This is a genomic window from Cellulophaga lytica DSM 7489 (assembly GCF_000190595.1).
GTDB classification, from domain to species: Bacteria; Bacteroidota; Bacteroidia; order Flavobacteriales; family Flavobacteriaceae; genus Cellulophaga; species Cellulophaga lytica.
Window position 1 is genome coordinate 2,667,929 of the sequence record NC_015167.1, and the last position, 19,245, is coordinate 2,687,173.

Annotated in this window: 7 protein-coding genes; 6 read left to right on the forward strand and 1 reads right to left on the reverse strand. The window is 34.4% G+C overall.

Going from position 1 to position 19,245, the window contains the following annotated elements:
- Positions 1–852, reverse strand: a complete 852-nt coding sequence (locus CELLY_RS11960; protein WP_013621941.1) for an SPL family radical SAM protein — start codon at positions 850–852, stop codon at positions 1–3.
- A 154-nt stretch (positions 853–1,006) separates the two neighbouring features.
- On the opposite strand from CELLY_RS11960, the gene CELLY_RS11965 reads away from it, so the two are divergent.
- The 6 genes from CELLY_RS11965 (at position 1,007) to CELLY_RS11990 (ending at position 19,191) form a co-directional block, all read left to right on the forward strand.
- Positions 1,007–1,279: a helix-turn-helix domain-containing protein gene (locus CELLY_RS11965; RefSeq protein WP_013621942.1), complete on the forward strand. Its 273-nt coding sequence runs from the start codon at positions 1,007–1,009 to the stop codon at positions 1,277–1,279.
- Positions 1,280–1,297: 18 nt separating this feature from the next.
- A complete protein-coding gene (locus tag CELLY_RS11970; RefSeq protein ID WP_013621943.1) occupies positions 1,298–4,135 on the forward strand; it encodes a DEAD/DEAH box helicase in 2,838 nt (945 codons plus the stop codon).
- 6 nt (positions 4,136–4,141) lie between these two features.
- Positions 4,142–8,896, forward strand: coding sequence for an Eco57I restriction-modification methylase domain-containing protein (locus tag CELLY_RS11975; RefSeq protein ID WP_013621944.1), 4,755 nt, complete (start codon positions 4,142–4,144; stop codon positions 8,894–8,896).
- Positions 8,893–10,296, forward strand: coding sequence for an ATP-binding protein (locus CELLY_RS11980; RefSeq protein ID WP_013621945.1), 1,404 nt, complete (start codon positions 8,893–8,895; stop codon positions 10,294–10,296). The genes CELLY_RS11975 and CELLY_RS11980 overlap by 4 nt, the downstream gene beginning before the upstream one ends.
- A gap of 509 nt (positions 10,297–10,805) precedes the next feature.
- Entirely contained in the window at positions 10,806–17,111 is a 6,306-nt protein-coding gene (locus CELLY_RS11985) for a DEAD/DEAH box helicase (protein ID WP_013621946.1), read from the forward strand.
- A 94-nt stretch (positions 17,112–17,205) separates the two neighbouring features.
- Positions 17,206–19,191 carry a UvrD-helicase domain-containing protein gene (locus CELLY_RS11990; RefSeq protein ID WP_169309926.1) on the forward strand — a complete coding sequence of 662 codons (1,986 nt, stop codon included), beginning with the start codon at positions 17,206–17,208 and terminating at the stop codon, positions 19,189–19,191.
- Positions 19,192–19,245: the final 54 nt, after the last annotated feature.

Sequence of the window (19,245 nt, forward strand, 5' to 3'; positions counted from 1 at the left end):
TCAAATCGGTGCAAACCCAGTTTTACCTATTCCAAGATTTGGAATTTTTTCACGCATTACAGAGAGTACCCTATTATACTCTTCATCACTCCAGTTAAACTCATTCAAAATTTTTAAGGCTTCATTCCTTGTTCCTCGTACAAACTTTCCTTTATCTTTATGAAACGGTTGTATAATGAAGCGTTTTATGCCAGTAGCTAATAAATCATCAGCAAATTGAACAGGATTTTCTATAGGTAGTAATGGTGTCATAGTGATACAAGATTGTATACCTGCATTGTGCATCTCTGTAATAGCTTTAATTCTTTGTTTATTTCCAGTACAAAAAGGCTCAAAAACTTTCCTTACCTTTTCACTATCAGTGGTTACAGTCATATTTACTTGAAGTGTTTCATACTTTTGCAATAAATCAATATCTCTAGTAACTAGTGCACTCCTAGTTTGAATTACCAATCGCACTTTATGAAAATCAAGAAGCTCTTTCAAAATAGACCTCGTTAACTCCAGTTCTTTTTCTACAGGTTGGTAAGGATCAGTAACACTACTTAAATAGATAGTTTTATCAATTAAAGGTCGTTTTCGTTTCTTTTTCAGTAATGAAAGAGCGTTTTCTTTTACAGTAAGCCAGTCACCCCAACCATCCATTTTCTCTTTATTTCTTGAGAAGAAAGCTGCATAACAATAGGTGCAGCCAAACGAACATCCAGAGTAAGGGTTTAAGGTATAATCATAATCAGCCATAAAACCAGAAGCTGGAGTTAAGATGGAACTTGCAGCCTTGTACTCAATAGCTGTTTTGCCAAGTTTTTCTCGTTTTACTTCCTCTTCACTAAATAAATTTAATTGATCCATTTACTATCTCTTATACTTTAAATATGTACTACCTGCGATGGGTGGTACAGATTTTGAAATCTTAAATTTTAGTTCAACAAAATACTAATATTTTCGTACATAATCCTTAAATTGTCCAATATTTGTCAAGTCTTTTAATGAAAACTTTACTAAGATGATAGGTGAACGCATACGAACGCTGAGAGAAGCTAATGATATCCTACTTCGACAGCTTGCAGCTAAGCTGGATATGGATCAAGCATTATTAAGTAAGATGGAACGCGGCGAGCGTTCGTTTAGAAAAGAAGATATAGATGCACTTGCAAAAATCTTTAAACAATCTAAAAAAGAACTGCTAACGCTATGGCTTGCAGATAAGATTTTAAAGACAGTAGGCAGTGAAAAGTTCTCTAAGGAAGCATTGAGACTTGCGATTGAAAATGTTTAACGACCAATAACGTATAATTTGAACAACGATACACTAACCCAACAAACCAAAAAAGTTACTCCAGGCATAAGGATTAGCTTACGAGGAGAAGATTTTATTGTTACAAATCGGGAGCGCGACATTATTGATGTTGAAGGAATATCTGAATTGGTCTATGGTCAAAGCTTTAAGTTTGATTTGCGATTAGAAAAAAACTATAAAGTAATCAAGCCAGAAGAAACCGAACTAAAAGCAGACACATCGGCTCATTATAGGCAGACTAAACTGTTTTTAGAGACTACTTTTAGAAATTCGTCTCATTACTCAGAACATATTGAAATAGCACATAAAGCAGCTATTCGTGGTGCTAATTATCAATTTGAATCTACCATTAAAGCACTTAAGTTACCTCAACCTAAAATTCTAATTGCAGATGCTGTAGGATTAGGTAAAACGGTTCAAGTAGGGATATTCCTTGCCGAATTGATAAGACGTGGTAAAGGAAAAAAAGTTTTGGTAGTAACGCCAAAATCTATTTTATCTCAATTTCAGCAAGAAATTTGGGCGCGTTTTGCAATACCTTTGGTTCGTTTAGATAGTCAAGGTATTGCAAAAATCAAAATCGAAATTCCATCTAACAAGAATCCTTTTGATTATTATGACAAAGTAATTGTCTCAATTGATACCCTTAAAAATAACGCCAAGTTTAGGCATTATTTAGAGCGCGTAAAATGGGATGTAGTTGCTATTGATGAATGTCATACTGTTGCAAATGTAGCTTCACAACGTGGTGGATTGGCCAAGTTTTTATCTGAGCGTACAGAAGCTATGGTATTAACCTCTGCAACGCCGCATAATGGTAAACGTGAAAATTTTGCAAATCTTATTGGAATGCTAGACCCAACAGCCATTCCTTTTAATGGCGAGTTTACAAAAGAAGCTATTCAACCTTTATATGTGCGTCGATTTAAAAAGGATGTTGAAGATGAAGTTGGAGACGCCTTTAGGGATCGAGTTACAAGTAAAATTGATTGTCCTCTTAATCGAGATGAAGAGGAAGCACTAAGAATTATTCAGGAATTTAAAAAAGTAGCACAAGAAGACAGTGATGGCGATTATAATTTTGAAGCACTCTTGTTTTCCATAGGACTCTTTAAAGCTTATATGTCTTCGCCAAAAGCTTGTTTAGAAACGGTAATTAAAAGAATTGAAAAAAATATAGATGAAGAAGGTGTTATTGAACATCTTACAGAATTAAGAGTTATCCTTCAGAAAATTGTAGATGAAAAGAGCGATTCTAAATACAATCAGCTCAAATTTAAGTTAGATCAAATGGGTTGGAAAGGTAAAAAGAATGATGAACGTATCATCATTTTTGCCGAACGCCGTGCTACTTTAAATGAGCTTGAAAAAAACTTAACAGAAGACTTTGGATTAAAACCAAAAGCAGTTGTTCAGTTTAATGGAAGTTTGACCGATACACAACAGCAAGATATACTGGAAGATTTTTCAAAAGAGGATAGCGAGATCCGTTTATTCCTAGCTTCAGATGCAGGAAGTCAAGGTGTTAACCTTCACTATTTCTGTAATCAGATGTTTAATTATGATATTCCTTGGTCTATTATCACTTTAGACCAGCGTAATGGACGTATTGACCGTTTTGGTCAAAAACAAACGCCTTTTATATACTATTTGATTTCAGATTCAAAAAGTGAAGACGTGCAAGGCGATATTAGAATTGTAGAAAAATTAAAAGAAAAAGAAGAAGAGGTTCATAAGAGCTTAGGAGATGCCGGTAGTGTAATGGGCTTTTATGACCAGCAGCAAGAAACTAAGTTGGTGGAAAAAGCTATAGCCACTGGTGATGATTCTCTTTTGGATACAAAAAATAAAGATGTAATTGATGACGATTGGCTATCTAGTCTTATGGAAGATACAGCCACGACAAAAGAAGAAATAAAAAAAGACGAAGGTTTTGCTTCTTTCTATCCTGATGACTTTACTTATTACGCCACATTAATTGATGAATTAAAAGCTGAAGATGAACGATTAATACCTCGTATAACTATAGATAGAGAGGATAAGGTTGTAGAGATTGAGCAATTTGAAGAGTTATCGTCTAAAGGTGTTTTATACGATATGCCTAAAGAAGCTTTCCCGCAAAAGAATGAAACCTTTAATCTAACTACAGATTCAGAAATTGTTGAACGGTCTATTATAAGAGCCAGAAAAAAACAGAATGAATGGCCTAACTTTCAGTTGTTATATGACCTGAATCCCATTGCCAAATGGATGCAATACAAGTTGCTAGCACAAGTAGATCGTGGTAAAGCGCTAGTTGCAAGATTACGAGAGCCATTACCTAAAAACACTGCTTGGTTTGTGTTTCAAGGTATTACTTCTAACCAGCAAGGAAAGCCTATGTTTTCTAAAACCTTTGTAATAGGTAAATCTTTTGATGGTGCTAGCGTTGGAAATTTAGAAACCTTCAATGAGTTTTTAAACCAGTTTCGCTTAAATGATAGGTTGACAGAATTAGAAACTACTAACGAGCAACTCGATAAAATTAAATCCTTACTACCTGAAGCAGTAAAAAGAGGCGAACAATTGTATAAATACACATTACAAGGTGGGCTTGAAGATGAGCTGGAAGAGAAATTAGAAAGCTATCAAGAAAAATTAGAATCTTGGTTAACCGCTTCTGAAGCACAAATGGAACTAAAATTTGGCGATGAAACATCCGGTTCCTTCCATAAAAAGAAAAGACAACGCGAAGTGAATTACGTGAAGGAACAAATGGATGAGTTCTACAATGAATTTTTCCAATTAGAAAACGAACCCTTTTTAAGAGTACTAGCAGTATTTTTTAATGCATAACAACTAATGATAGAATTTTTAGAAAATATAGGCGATTACTTTTCTCAGCATTTCTTTGATGAAGATTTCCCGAAGAAAGTATTTGATAAATCGGGCTATGGTGCAGACCACATTAAGGAATTTACTAGTAAGATAGCGCCATTAAGTGAGAAGTATTATAAGTTTAAAAACGATTACTTAAACCTACGTAGAACTAAGGACAAAGTAAAAAGAACCCACGATTTCCATACCCAATTATTGCAAGCACTAGGATACATAAATGGCGTGCGTGCTTATGATGAACCTGTGGTGATGGATGATAAAAAAATCATCCCAATACGTTATAGATTTAACAAGAATGACAAGCCATATTTGTACATAATGGAGATGCAGCCTATGATTCAAGTAGGTGAAGTAGACGCAGATGGGCTGTATGAACAAAGCTACATAAAGGAGGACTGGGAGAAAGTTCTTCCAGACTCTTGGGATGGTTATGACATACGACCAGAAGTTATAAAAGAAGCGCTGTCAGAATTGTTTTTACTGCCAGAAGAAGAGCGTCCGGTTTATTTAATAATGCTTGCAGGACCCAAAATATTTCTGATTCAATATGAAAAATGGAAGTTTGATAGCTATTTACTTTTTGATCTAGAAGAGCTTTTTACAGTAACTAAAACGGCTTCAAATAAAAATTTACTAGCGCTATTTTATGCACTTCTCGCTAAAAAGCAATTCATTTCGGAAACCGAAAGTGTTCTAGTAGGTTTAGAAGAAGATGCGCACAAAGCCAGTTATGGTGTTACGGTTACTTTAAAAAGTGCCGTAATCTATGCGGTAGAAGCCCTAGCAAATGAAGCCATATATTATAAATCATCACAAGCCAAAACCTTAGAAGCTAAAAAGGAAATCGTTACCCTACTTGATAATGACAACTTTGCAAGAGAACTTAAGGATGAATGTCTAGAAATGGTATATCGCTTACTGTTTTTATTCTATGCAGAGTCCCGAGCAGATCTTGAGATATTACCTATCAAAGACAGTACGTATCAAAAAGGCTATAGTCTAGAAATGTTACGCGATCTTGAGATGGTGCCTTTAACTACAGACTCGTCCCGTAATGGTTATTTCTTTTCAGAGAGTTTATGGAAGCTTTTTGACTTTTTACATACTGGATCAGATTTAAAAGATGGTTTCCAGATGCGACCTTTAGACTCGCCATTGTTTGACAATGCATCTTTAAAGCAGTTAAAAGGCATCCAGTTTCGTAATAAGATATTACAAGAAATTGTGGTGCGTTTATCACTTTCAGAACGCACAAAAAATAAAGGACGTGGTAGAATTTCGTATGCTAATCTTGGTATTAACCAGTTGGGAAGTGTGTACGAGAGTTTATTATCGTACTCTGGTTTTTTTGCCAGAGAAGACCTTATCGAGGTTAAAAACGCTAAAGATAAAAACGGGACAGACGGTACCTTTTTAGTGCCAAAAACAAGGCGTGATGATTTCAAGGAATCAGAGATTTTAAAGCACGAAGAGTATCCAGAACAAGACGTTATTATCCCTAAAGGACATTTTGTGTATCGCTTGAACGGTCGTGATCGTAAAAACTCAGCATCGTATTATACGCCAGAAGTACTTACACAAACCACTGTAAAGTACACGCTTAAAGGCATTATAGAACGCCTTAAAGAAAAACAAGCTATTGTAGATGGTGTACTTACTGGTGAAGCCTGTGCAGACGAGATTTTAAAACTTAAGATACTAGAACCAGCAATGGGTGCAGCAGCCTTCCATAATGAGGTGATTAACCAGCTGGCTGTTGCTTATTTAGAGCTAAAAGAAAATGAAGAACAAGCAGCTGGTCGCAAGCGCATTACACCTGGTATTTATAAAGACGAGCTACAAAAGGTAAAAGCCTACATCGCCGCAAATAATGTGTATGGTGTAGACCTTAACCCAACTGCGGTAGAGCTAGGTAAACTATCCTTATGGCTTAACTGTATGCATAAAAATATGGAAACGCCATTTTTTGCGCACCGTTTAGGTGCTGGTAATGCAGTTGTGGGTGCCTGGTTAAAAGTATATAACGATAAAGACTGTTTAGAGGAGTTTCCTGTTTTGGCAAACGGTAAAATTGGTAAAAAACCCATTCCAAAACCGTGGTGGGACAAAGCTCCTAAACGTGTAATGTGGAATAAGAAGGGTACGCTTTCGCGAAAGCAAAATCAAATCTATCATTTTCTATTACCAGATGATAATATGGTACCGAGTTATGGTATTAAATTATTGAAAAATGAGTTAACCGAAGTTGAACAAAAAGCGTTTAAAGACTGGCGTAATGAGTTCAAAAAACCATTAACCAGAGTTGAATTAAATAGACTAGAAAAGATAAGTAACGTTATAGATTACTTGCTAGAAGAACATTACAAACAGCAAATGGGTATGGTAAAAGATACCGCATCTGTTTATCAAGTATATGGGCAACCTAATCCTCAAACAACTACTAAAGGCTATGACGAAAAGGAAAGACTAACAGACTCTCGTAAAGACCGTTCTGCACCTTACTTTAAGTTAAAAATGATTTTAGACTACTGGTGTAGTTTATGGTTTTGGGATGTGCGCGATGTTAGATTATTGCCCAACCGTACAGAATGGTATAACGAAGTAGAATCTATACTACAAATAGACAGCAACGAGCTACTTGCAGATGGGTCGTCGCAAGACATCAAAGACCAAATACGTAAAAAAGCCCGAGCAGGTACCTTATTTGATACTAGCGACCGTATTGATAATATTGAGCAGTTAGCCCAACAGCATCGCTTTTTTCATAATGAGATTGAGTTTGTAGAAGTCTTTTATGAGCGTGGCGGTTTTGATGTCATTGTAGGGAATCCGCCTTGGGTGAGTATAACAATGGATGAAGCAGGTATACTATCAGAAAAAAATCCCGAAATTTTCATTAAGAAAATGTCAGCTTCCCAAGTAAAAAAATTAGCACCAAAAATTTTGGAAAACGATGTTAAATTAAATGAGGATTTTAAAAAGGAATTCATATGGGCTCAATCTACAAAGCAATTCTTAGGCGCAATACAAAATTATCCTTTGTTGCAAGGTCATAGGAATAATTTATATAAATCAATTTTAACTAATACTTTCGATTTATCCTCAGAAAATGGTTCAATTGGATTGATTCATCCTGATGGCATTTATGACAATCCTAAAGGGCAAAAACTAAGAAAAACCTTATACAAAAGACTTGATTATCACTTTCAATTTCAAAATAAACTTATGTTATTTTCTGAAATAAAGGATAAAATTATTTACAGTATAAATATATATTCGTCGCCTTCTGAAATAAATTTCAAAAACATAAATAATCTTTTTTCAGTATCTACCATTGTAAACTCATTTGGCCATAGTGGTTTAGGTATTTGTGGAGGGTTGAAAGAAAAAAATGTATTGAATAATCAATTTGAATGGAATACCTCTCCACATAAAAGTCGAATTGTTCAAATTGAATCAAAATCTCTTAAAATACTACAAGAGCTATTTGAACCAGGTGCTAATTATGAATCTGCAAAACTACCATCAATTCATTCTGAGGATATTTTAAAAATTCTAGAAAAATTAAAAGAAAATGGAGGAACCTTATCAGATATCAAGTTTTTTAGTACCGACTGTTGGAATGAGGTGAATTCTCAAAATCAAGGAGTTATTGAAAAGAAAGTTCATTATCCCACATTAGATAATTTCGAATTTATTTATAGTGGGCCGCACTTTTTTACCGCAAATCCATTCTATCGGAACCCACAAATTATGGTCAACAATCATAATGATTACGATATAATAAATCTAAATTTAATTGATCAGAATTTTATTCCAAGGACAATATTCACGAGATATGAAGATTCTGATTTGTTTAAAAATAGAGTTGTTGGTTTAGATAATTGGATTTTCACTTATAGACTTGCAATGGGGAAGATGATTGATACTATGTCAGAGAGAACTCTCCAGTCAACTATAATTGCTCCGTATACCAGTCATACTAATAGTGTGATTTCCATTCAAACAAAATCAGAGTTTGAATTATTACAATTGTCTGGGCTAAGCTTTTCTCTAGTAATGGATTTTTATATTAAATCATTGGGAAAAAGTAATATTTATGATAATACCATAAGAAATTTAATCTTTGGGCTCGATGATATTTTTTTAATTTTTTTGAATAGTAGAACACTTTTACTGAACTGTTTGAGTTCAGCATACCAAAGTTTATGGGAACGTAACTGGAATGAAGATTTTAAAAAAGATTCTTGGAGTAAAAAAGATACGCGCTTAAAACCATTTAATGATTTAACTAAAGAATGGAAATGGGAAACACCATTACGTAATTGGTTTGAGCGCAGGCAAGCACTCGTTGAGATAGATGTCATTACTGCTATGGCATTAGGTTTATCCTTAGAAGAACTTATTTTAATGTACAATGTACAGTTTCCTGTATTACAACAAAATGAGGATGACACCTGGTATGATGCTACTGGTAATATTGTATTCACCGTATCCAAAGGTCTCGTAGGCGTAGGTCTAGACCGCAGCGGCTGGAACAGCATTAAGGATATGAAAGCAGGAGAAACCTATGAGCATACCATTACAAAAAGTGAGTTGTATCAAGGTAAAACAATAACCTACCACGCGCCATTTACTAAGTGCGACCGTGTAGAAGATTATAAAACAGCTTGGGCGCATTTTGAGAACATTTTTAAAACAGAAGAAGCAGTAGTATGATCACAGACAAAGACATAAAAAGTATTGCAGCTTCTGGAGAAGGTTACAATGCAGAGTTTAAAGTAAGCGCTCCTGCCAATGTGAGAAAGCTTACAGAAGAAATTTGTGCTTTTGCAAATGCCTCTGGTGGCGTTCTACTTATAGGAGTAGATGATAATAATGTGATACAAGGCGCTACTATAGATAACGCAAAACGCTCTGCTATTCATAATTCAATTGGTGAGATTTCGCCTGCTATAAACTGTGACGTTTATGCGGTTGATGTAGATGGTAGTGAGATTTGGGTTATAGAGATCCCTTCTGGAACACAAAAACCTTACGTGTTAAGTGGAGCTATTTACGTGCGTAATGGCCCTAATTCACAAAAAGTAACTACTGTCGAAGAGATGCGTGACTTCTTTCAGCAAGCAGATCGCATCTATTTTGATGAAACACCGTGTCCAGCTTTTGACATTGCGACAGGTATTCACGCAGATAATTTAAACGAGTTTAAAGCAGAAGCAAATTTATCAAATGCAGTTCCTAACGAGCAGATTTTTAAAAACCTAAAATTACAAGACCAAAACAATGCTTTTAAAAATGGAGCGGTGTTGTTTTTTGGTAAAGAACCACAACAATATATTGATACTGCTTTGATACGTTGCGTTGCTTTTGATGGTAAGGATAAACGATATATTGTAGATGATAAAAAGTTTACAGGACCATTATATGTACAGTACAAAGATGCAATACAATGGTTAAAGAATAAATTAGATGTTCGCTATGAAATAGAAGGTTCTACAGGACCACGCGAGGAAATTTGGGAAATACCGCAAACCGCATTTAAGGAAGCTATAGTTAATGCACTTGCTCATAGAGATTACTATGACAGAGGTGCTACCATTACGATAGAGCTTTTTGATGATCGTGTTGAGATTGCCAATCCAGGTGGACTAGTAAGTGCGGTTTCTTCAAAAGATTTTGGTAAACGTAGCCACAGTCGTAACCCATTAGTATTTGGGCTTTTTGCTCGTATGCGTATGGTAGAGCAAATAGGTTCTGGTATAGGTCGTATTAAAGACCTTATGAAAGAGAACGATTTACAACCACCACATTTTTCTTTTGATGGAATGTTTACGGTAACACTTACAAGACCTTTTGATTTTGAAAAATGGATAGCCCGATGGGAAAAGCATCTTACAGATAATCGATTAGAAATTTTACGAGCCGTCAATGAAAATAGTAAAGTTACTATAGGAGAGCTGGCGAGTAAAATTGGTATAAGTGATACGGCTATTGGGAAGAATATGGATGTCCTTAAAGAATTAGGACTTTTAGATAGAGAAGGCACTAAAGGTGGTAATTGGAAATTACTACATATTCTACCTGAAAATGATGATGGAGTTGGTAAATCAGGTTAGTAAATAAATAATAGATGATACCTCTATTTACGGCGACCAGAAGCATATTTACAAATATTGGTTGGTAAATCAGGTTGGTAAATAAATAGATTATAACCAAATCTTAAATTGTTGATAATAAAACAGTTAATAAACAGACTGTTTAAAAGGTTGGTGAATCAGGTGGGTAAATAAATGAATTTGAATTGCTCATAAACCGCTGTAAACACTTGTTTTACGATTAATTAGGTTTTTTAGGTGGGTAAATTGGGTGGGTGAATAATTTTAGGGTTAAATACTGTTAATCAGTTTTTTAAGAGGTTTTTCTTTTATAAAGAGGGTGAAAAGAGTGGGTAAATAATGAAAAAGTTGGTGATTGACTCTTAAAAAAGGATGTTGGTAAATCTGGTTGGTGAATAAAAACATTGTCGTTATAGTATTTACAATAGTTGACAAGTTAAAAGAAGAAAAGGTTGGTAAATTCAGTTGGTGAATAAATGAGAATAATAACAATAAACAAGAACATATAGATGCTACCATTATTACAAGCAAATGAAATAAAGCAAGCGGTGGTAGATTATCTAAGATCTACCTTCAACTTTGAAGATCCGTTACTGGATCAATCATTTGAAGATTTTCTTTTAAGTGAACAAAAGGGAATGTTTAAAGGCCCGTATATGCAGTTAAGACTGCCTTTTGATAAGATTGCAACAGATGGAGATAGAGACGCTTTCGCGAAAGCGCTATACGTAAAACCACCTTTTGATCCGTACCATCATCAATTTTTATCCTTTCTCAAACTATCTACACGTAACGGTCATAAGCCAGAACCTGTAATACTTACCACAGGAACAGGATCTGGTAAAACAGAGAGTTTTTTATTTCCGTTACTAGATTATTGCTATCAACATAGAGATAAACCAGGGATAAAAGCCATTATTCTGTATCCTATGAACGCACTAGCAACAGACCAAGCACGTAGGATAGCAGAAGAAATTAATGATTTTAATGACGGTGAATTAAAGGGAAAAATACGTGCTGGACTTTTTATAGGAGAAGGAAAAGATAAGGATGGAATACGTGCAACACGTATGAGCGAGGATCGTATTATAGAAGATCGTAAAACACTTGTAGATGCACCGCCAGATATATTGCTTACCAATTTTAAGATGCTTGATTTTGCATTACTACAAGCAAGATTTCATAATTTATGGAGCCACAACTTTAAAAATACAGACCTTTTAAAGTTTATAGTACTGGATGAGCTACACACTTATGATGGTGCAAAAGGATCTGACGTCGCAAATTTAATACGTCGCTTAAAGCTAAAACTGAAGCTACCTAAAGATCAAATCGTACCTGTAGGAACATCTGCAACAATGGGTGGTGGAGATCAAGGAAAGCTGGAGCTTGTAGATTTCTTTTCTAAAGTATTTGGAGTAAAAGTTACAACCGATGCGGTTATAGAAGAACAGCGTTTAGAACCAGATGAGTTTTTTGATGATACTATAGAAGAGCCAGTTATTGATGTTAACCAGATTCAAAAATGTGCTTTTGAGGAGAACGATACCTATTTAAGCTATTTAGAGCGGCAACTGGTTTTTTGGGGTTATGCAGGTTTATCGCCCAAAGATTTAGGAGATGCACTCAAAAAAAACAAATGGTTTTTTGACTTATTGAAGATCACAAAATCTGATGTGGTTGTAATTAAACCAAAGTTAAAGCGATGGAGAGAAAAGATAGGCCTTGAATTAGATGATAAAGAGATTCATTTACTATTTAGCTCCCTACTAGCGCTCATAACGTATGCGAAAGAACAATCTGGCTCTAAACAGTTTCCTTTTTTATACCTGCAAATCACCTATTGGTTACGCAGTCTTTCAAAAATAGTACGTAAACTGCAACCTACCGCAGCTTTTGAATGGGAAAGCGATATGAATCCTAATGATCCTGTAAAATCGTTGCCACCATACTTTTGTAGAGAATGTGGAGGTAGTGGATGGATAGGTATCAAGAAAGAACAAAATGCGCATTTTGAGGACGATTTATCTAGAACACGCCAGCAACTAATGGCGCATAGTCAAAACAAGAATTTATACTTTATTAGTAGCCTTGAAGACCGGAAGTATCAAGAAGTTTATGCTTCTGACTATACGCACTCTGGAGATGCGATAGATGGCTATTTGCATCCACATTCCCTAAGTATTTATGATAATTACGAGAGTAACGATTATTTTAAAATACTAGGAACACGTATAGTTGATGGTAATAGAATAGATAAAATCTGTCCTCATTGCAATTCTCGTAACACACTAGCACTTATAGGAACAGGTGTCCCTACCTTAGAGTCCATAGCAACAGCGCAGGTACTTGCTACAGCAACAGATCCTACTAAAGATGGGCAACGTAAGTTACTTGCTTTTACAAATGGAGTTCAAGACGCAGCACATCAAGCCGGTTTTATAGAAAATAGAAACTTTCGCTTTGGTATGCGCCACGCTATACAAGCAGTTTTGAAAGATGTAAAAGAGCCTATTACACTACCACAGGTGTATGAACGATTTATAGAACACTGGAAAGAACATTCAGACGATGAAGAAACAGGAAATTTAGACGCTTATTATTACAAATTTTTTCCGCCAGATTGTGATGCGAGATTAGAAATAAGCGATTACAGAAATAAGGACGGAAAATTAAGTAGTGTATTTGATAAAGAGTTTTCTAATAGAATGTCTTGGGAAATATGGTCTGAATTTTCATATAGCGCGATGATAGGTCGTACGCTTGAAAAAACAGGAGCATCTGCAACCTATTTTGATACAGCAGTAATGAGTGAGGTCTATGACCAAATGAAATATTGGCTCGATGAAAATAAATTAGGAACAGCCATAGATAAAGAGCCCTTTTTAAAATTCTTAAATGGCTTTTTACATCGACTACGAACAAAAGGAGGTGTAGATCATAAATATCTAAAAAAGTATAGGACAGAGCGTACTAACTCATATTTAATAGGACACAGAGGTAATGTAAACAAACAATACTTTTTAATGAAAAACTTTGGGCCATCATCAAGACTGCCTAAATTTTTAGCGCTTGCAAATGGTGCAAATACAAGAGCTTTTGATGTTGTTCAAACAACTACTAAGGATAACTGGTTTAGCGCTTATTTTAAAAAGTGCTTTCAAGAGATTATTCAAGAAGAGACCGTTTTAATAAATGATTTTTATGCCCAGTTGTTAGACTACCTAGATGCTAATAAAATATTAGATAAACGCGTTGCAGCTGGTGTTACAAACTATGGGTTGTCTGAAAATAGCATTTATTTGAGTCCAAATGTTGTTCATTATGAATGTTCTCATTGCGGTAATCAAATTAATACTGGTGCAGCACAAGCATCATTAGTAAGTGGGATGAAGTGTCTACAATACCGTTGTAAAGGACAGTATGAAGCTGCAGAAAACTCCCAGTTAGATTATTATCGTATGGTTTATAATCGTGGACGCTCGTTACGAATTTTCGCAAAAGATCATACTGGGCTTATAGATAGAAATGAGCGTGAAAAACTAGAGTATGATTTTAAAAGACAACCTAAACAAGATAGTACAAACGTATTAGTAGCGACCTCTACATTAGAGATGGGTATAGATATAGGTGATCTAAATGTGACTTTTAACTCTTCCTTACCGCCTGAAACAGCTAATTATTTACAACGTATAGGACGTGCAGGAAGATCTAGTGGTACGTCAATGATTTTGAATCTTGCAGGACGTGATGCTCACGATTTATATTACTTTCAAGACCCTCAAGATATGATGAGTGGGCAAATAAAAACTCCATCGTGTTATTTAGAAGCTAAAGATATTTTAAAGCGACACTTTATGGCTTTTTGCTTTGATCATTGGGCTTCAATGGATCCTGAGGAAAATAATATACCTCCAATGGTGAGAGTATTGAGATTGAAATCTCTAAAACCAGGTGATCCTAATTTCTTATTTCAAAAAATAGCTACACACATAGAGAATAATAAAACCTTACTTTATGATTTATTTGTTGAGCAATACAAGGAACAGTTAGGTGATAATTCTAAAAGCCTTGCTTCTATTTTTGAAGATTTAAGTTCTGGACGTTTTATTAATAGATTGACTTGTTTACATAAGAATTTACTGGATGAGATAGAGTATTATCAAGAGAAGATAAAACTTGTAAACAAGAGACTTAAAGCACTACCGGAGACAGGTAATGAAACGGTAATCCTTAAAAATGAGAAAAGAGCTTTGTCTAGTGCTATTTATAATATTAATAGGCGTAATGTAATTGAGTATTTAACGAACGTAGGTGTTTTACCTAACTACGCTTTTCCAGAAACTGGAGTAACCTTAAATGCACAAATTAAAAGAAAGAAAGAAGTAGATGGGAAAACTGAATATAAATATGAAGACTTTAGCGAAATAGTACGACCGAGTTCATCTGCATTAACAGAATTGGCTCCTGCGAACATATTCTATTCTCAGGGTCATAAACTGAAGTCTGAAGGTTTAGAGATCAAGTCTCAAGAAGATTATGAAGAGCATCGTTTTTGTAGTAACTGTAATCACGTAAAGAAAGAAATTGATGTAGAGGAAAATGAACAATCTCAATGCCCAGTTTGTGGTCACGGCTCTTGGTCTAGCTTAAATAACAGAAAATTTCTTGTAAAACTTCAAGGTGTTTTATCTGTAAATGATAAAGAACGTTCAAAAATCACAGATTCTTCAGATGATAGAGAGCGACATTTTTATCAAAAATCGGTACATATCAAGATTAATCAATCATCTTCTCAAGGTGCACACGTCTTAAAGAGAGTGCCATTTGGAATCGAGTTTTTTCAAGACGTAGACTACTTAGAGATAAATACAGGTATTAGGGAAGAAGGCTTTTTTGGTACAAGGGAAATTGAAATCAATGGAGAAAAACACCCACAAGTAGGATTTGTAGTTTGTAAAACGTGTGGAAAATCTACAGAACGTTCATTGTCAGCAAGAGAATTAAACAATAGAGATAGAGCCTACCACTTCCCTTATTGTTCTAACCGAGAAGTGTTGTACGCCGATCAATCTGATGATGTTTTTAATGAAATTTATTTGTATCGTAAATTTAATACTGAAGCCTTATCAATACTGCTTCCTGTTGAAGATTTTAGATCTGAAGAGCGTATAGCTTTATTTAAAGCAGGTCTTAAGTTAGGTTTGAAAGAATATTTTAAAGGTCGTCCGGATCATATCCTAATTAGAGAGAATGAAATATTTAATAAGACGACTAATAGAAAAGATCGATATCTGGTTTTCTATGAAACTATTCCTGGAGGGACAGGCTATTTATCAAAGCTTTTTGACACTACAGTTTTTACTAAAATTTTAGAAAAGGCTTATGAACGTATTGCTTTCTGTTCGTGTAAGCAAGAAGGAAAGGATGGATGTTATAGATGTATTTATACTTACGGTAACCAATATGAGAGAACCATCTTAAGCCGTACTGAAGCAGAGGAGTTATTTTCTAATATACTAGAAAAGACTGATGAGTGGAATAGTATAGAAAGCCTACAGAATGTAAGTACGTTTGGAAATAATGAAGAGTCAGACTTAGAATGGAAGTTTAAAGGACTTCTCGAAGAATTTGCAAATAAGTTTTCAGGTTCAACTTTTGAGTCTGACAATGAGATGGGACTTAAAATTTACAAACTTAAGCTCGCTTATTATGGTAATGAAATTGTTTACAAAGTATATCCTCAAAATCTCAATAGGTGGCTTTTTGGTATCGAGAAGAAAACACGTCCTGATTTTGTTTTAAAATGTGTTGGACTTACTAAAAATGGTAAGAAATTTACGCTAGACGAATTAGAAACCATAAAGGATATTGTAATATATCTTGACGGTTATGAGTATCACGCTAGTGAAAATCATAGCGATCGTTTTCCTAAAGATTTAGAAATAAGAAATAGTATTATCAATTCTGGCAGATATAATCAGTGGGTATTTACTTGGAGTGATTTTGCAGAGTCTATATTTAATGATAAAGATGCTATAGGGCTTAAACAAGACGAGAAATTTATAGTTGGTAAATTTTTTCTGAAACATAGTTCTTTTAAAGAATATGATTTTAGAGACGTTTATTATAATAATAATGCGACGCGATTTTTTCAACTTCTTATAAATCCTATTACCGTAGTCGATAATAAAAATTGGTCAAGTCTTGCCGTATTTAGCTTTCAAAGTAAGATGATGGGGGTTTCTTACAGTCCCGAAAATGTTGAGCAAATAATTGAGACGAGAAGTATCAAAGATATTGAAAAGGGAACCTTAAAGCTAACTAATTATATTCACGCAGATGATTTACAATTGAAAGACGAAGCTAGTTTTGGTTTGTTTATTCGTCCAGAAGATTTTAAACTTAAAGGCTATGGTTATTATAAAGCTGTACCGTTTTGGGATAAAGAAAATTGGGCTTTATTCTGGAGGTTTTACAATCTAACACAATTTCATAATATAGAGGTATACTCTTTTGATAAAGAGATTAAAAAAGAGGTTTCTATAATACAAGGAGCTGTAAGCGAAAAGACATTACTAAATTTCTCGGAAGAATTGCACGATATTGTCAAGTTATTCGCTAAGAATGGTTTTGATTTTAATACAGATACAGATTTTGATTTAATGGATAATGATGTGATTTTAGCATCTGCCGAATTAGGCTCTCACGATAAAAAAATAGTTGTTAGTCCTTTTGATTCAGAATCAGAAAAAATATTTATTACAAATGGATATCAGGTTTTTACTCCTGACAATTTTAAATTAGAAAAATAAGATGAATAACGCCATAAAATTGTTCATACACGACTCCTTTTTTGATGCTTTCTCTGTACTACCTAGAAAGATACAGAAGAAGACTAGGGAGTTTATGAAAAAGTTTAAAGAAGACCCTAAATCTAGTGCCATCAATTATGAAAAGATAAATACATTTAAAGATCAGTCTCTTCGGACGGTAAGAATAGATCAAAAATACCGTGCTATTATACAAGCTCCAGAGGAAGGTAATGGATTTCATTTACTATGGGTTGACAATCACGATGAAGCAATGGATTGGGCTAAGAATAAAGTTTTTGAATGGAATGCGAGTACGCAATCATTTCAAATGTATGACCGCCCTAAAAACCAAACTAAACCTGTGTCAACTAACGTCACCGTAAAAGATGCAGCCTCACTTTATACATCATATTCAGACGATCAACTGACTAGTATTGGTGTGCCTAAAGACCTTATTGGATTGGTTAAAAGCATCGAGCGCGTTGAACATTTAGAAAGTTATGCTTCCAATCTTCCATCAGATGTTTATGAGTATTTATACTACTTGTCTGAAGGAATTTCATTAGAAGATATTCTTGAAGAAATAGAGGCTGGTAAAGTATCAGATGACAATACCTTGAGTCCTAATGCTCAGAAGAATGTATACGTGCTTACAGATGATGCAGAGCTTGAAAATATATTATCTGGAGATTTCGAAAAATGGAAATTATTTCTGCATCCATCACAGCGTTCTATAGCTTATGGAGAGTTTAAAGGTCCTCTTAAAGTCACTGGAAGCGCGGGTACAGGTAAAACAGTCTGTGCTTTACATAGAGCTAAGTATTTATCGCAAAAATTAGAATCATTTGATAAGCCAATTCTTTTTACAACATTTACTAAAAGCTTGACGCAGTATTTAAGTACAGTAACTGAAAAATTTAGTATACCTGATAGTGAAATAGTAATTTCAAATATCGACAAACTAATCTTTGAATTGGCACGTGAATTTAAAGTAATTGATGAGTCGTCGGGAATGATTAATAGTAGCCAAGAGCTAGAACTGTGGAAAGAGATTATTGAATTTAATCCATCTACTTTTGATGAAAAGTTTCTTCAGGATGAATACAACGATGTGATTTTAGCAAATTCAGTAAAATCGGTTAATGAATATTATAAAACTTCTCGAGTTGGTCGCTCTGTTAGAATAGGTCGCCAAGATAAAACTCAAATTTGGGAGCTTTGCGAAGAGTTTATAAAGTCTAAGGAATCAAACTATACTAAATTTGAGTTGTGTAATTTATTAATTGCATATTTTAGTAGCATTAGCGAGAAGCCTTTTTCTCATATTATTTGCGATGAAATTCAAGACTTTTCAAATTTAGAATTATCATTATTAAGAGTTTTAGTAAATGAAAAAGAGGATGATTTGTTCTTGGTAGGAGATCCTTTTCAGAATATTTATGGAAGAAGAATTAATTTTTCTAAATCAGGTATTCACATTCGTGGTCGTAGATCTAGAAAATTAAAAGTTAACTATAGAACTACAGAAGAAATAAAAAAGAGAGCTGTAAGTATATTGTTAAATACGGAGTACGATGATTTTGATGGAGAAAAAGAAACAAATACTGGTTACGTGAGTTTAATGCACGGTTCAGACCCTACCTATAAAGTTTTTGCTAGTCCTGAAGCGGAGGATCAGTATATTTCAGAGCAGATAGAGACATTACTCCTTGATGATAGTGTAAACCCGAGTGATATCTGTATCGCAAGTAGAACAAATCGCTTAGTAGATGAAAGCAAGAAATTGCTTAACGAGATCCAACAAAAGTTTTCTGATATTAAAGCTACAATACGATCAAATGATTCAATTGTAGTGTCAACTTTTCATAATTTAAAAGGTCACGAATTCAAGCATTTATTTGTAAGAGGCTTTAGTAAGGATTATGTGCCATTTAGGCATCCTGGTTTTGATATTTATTCTGATATTCAGAAAAAAGAATATCTTAAGAAAGAAAAATCACTTTACTACGTAGTTTTCTCACGAGCAATTCAAACATTAATAATTACTGGTGTTGGCGAGAAATCAGATTGGATAGTTTGATTTAATTTTATTGATGTTACCAATTTTTATAGGTGTTGAGTAACACTACATAAA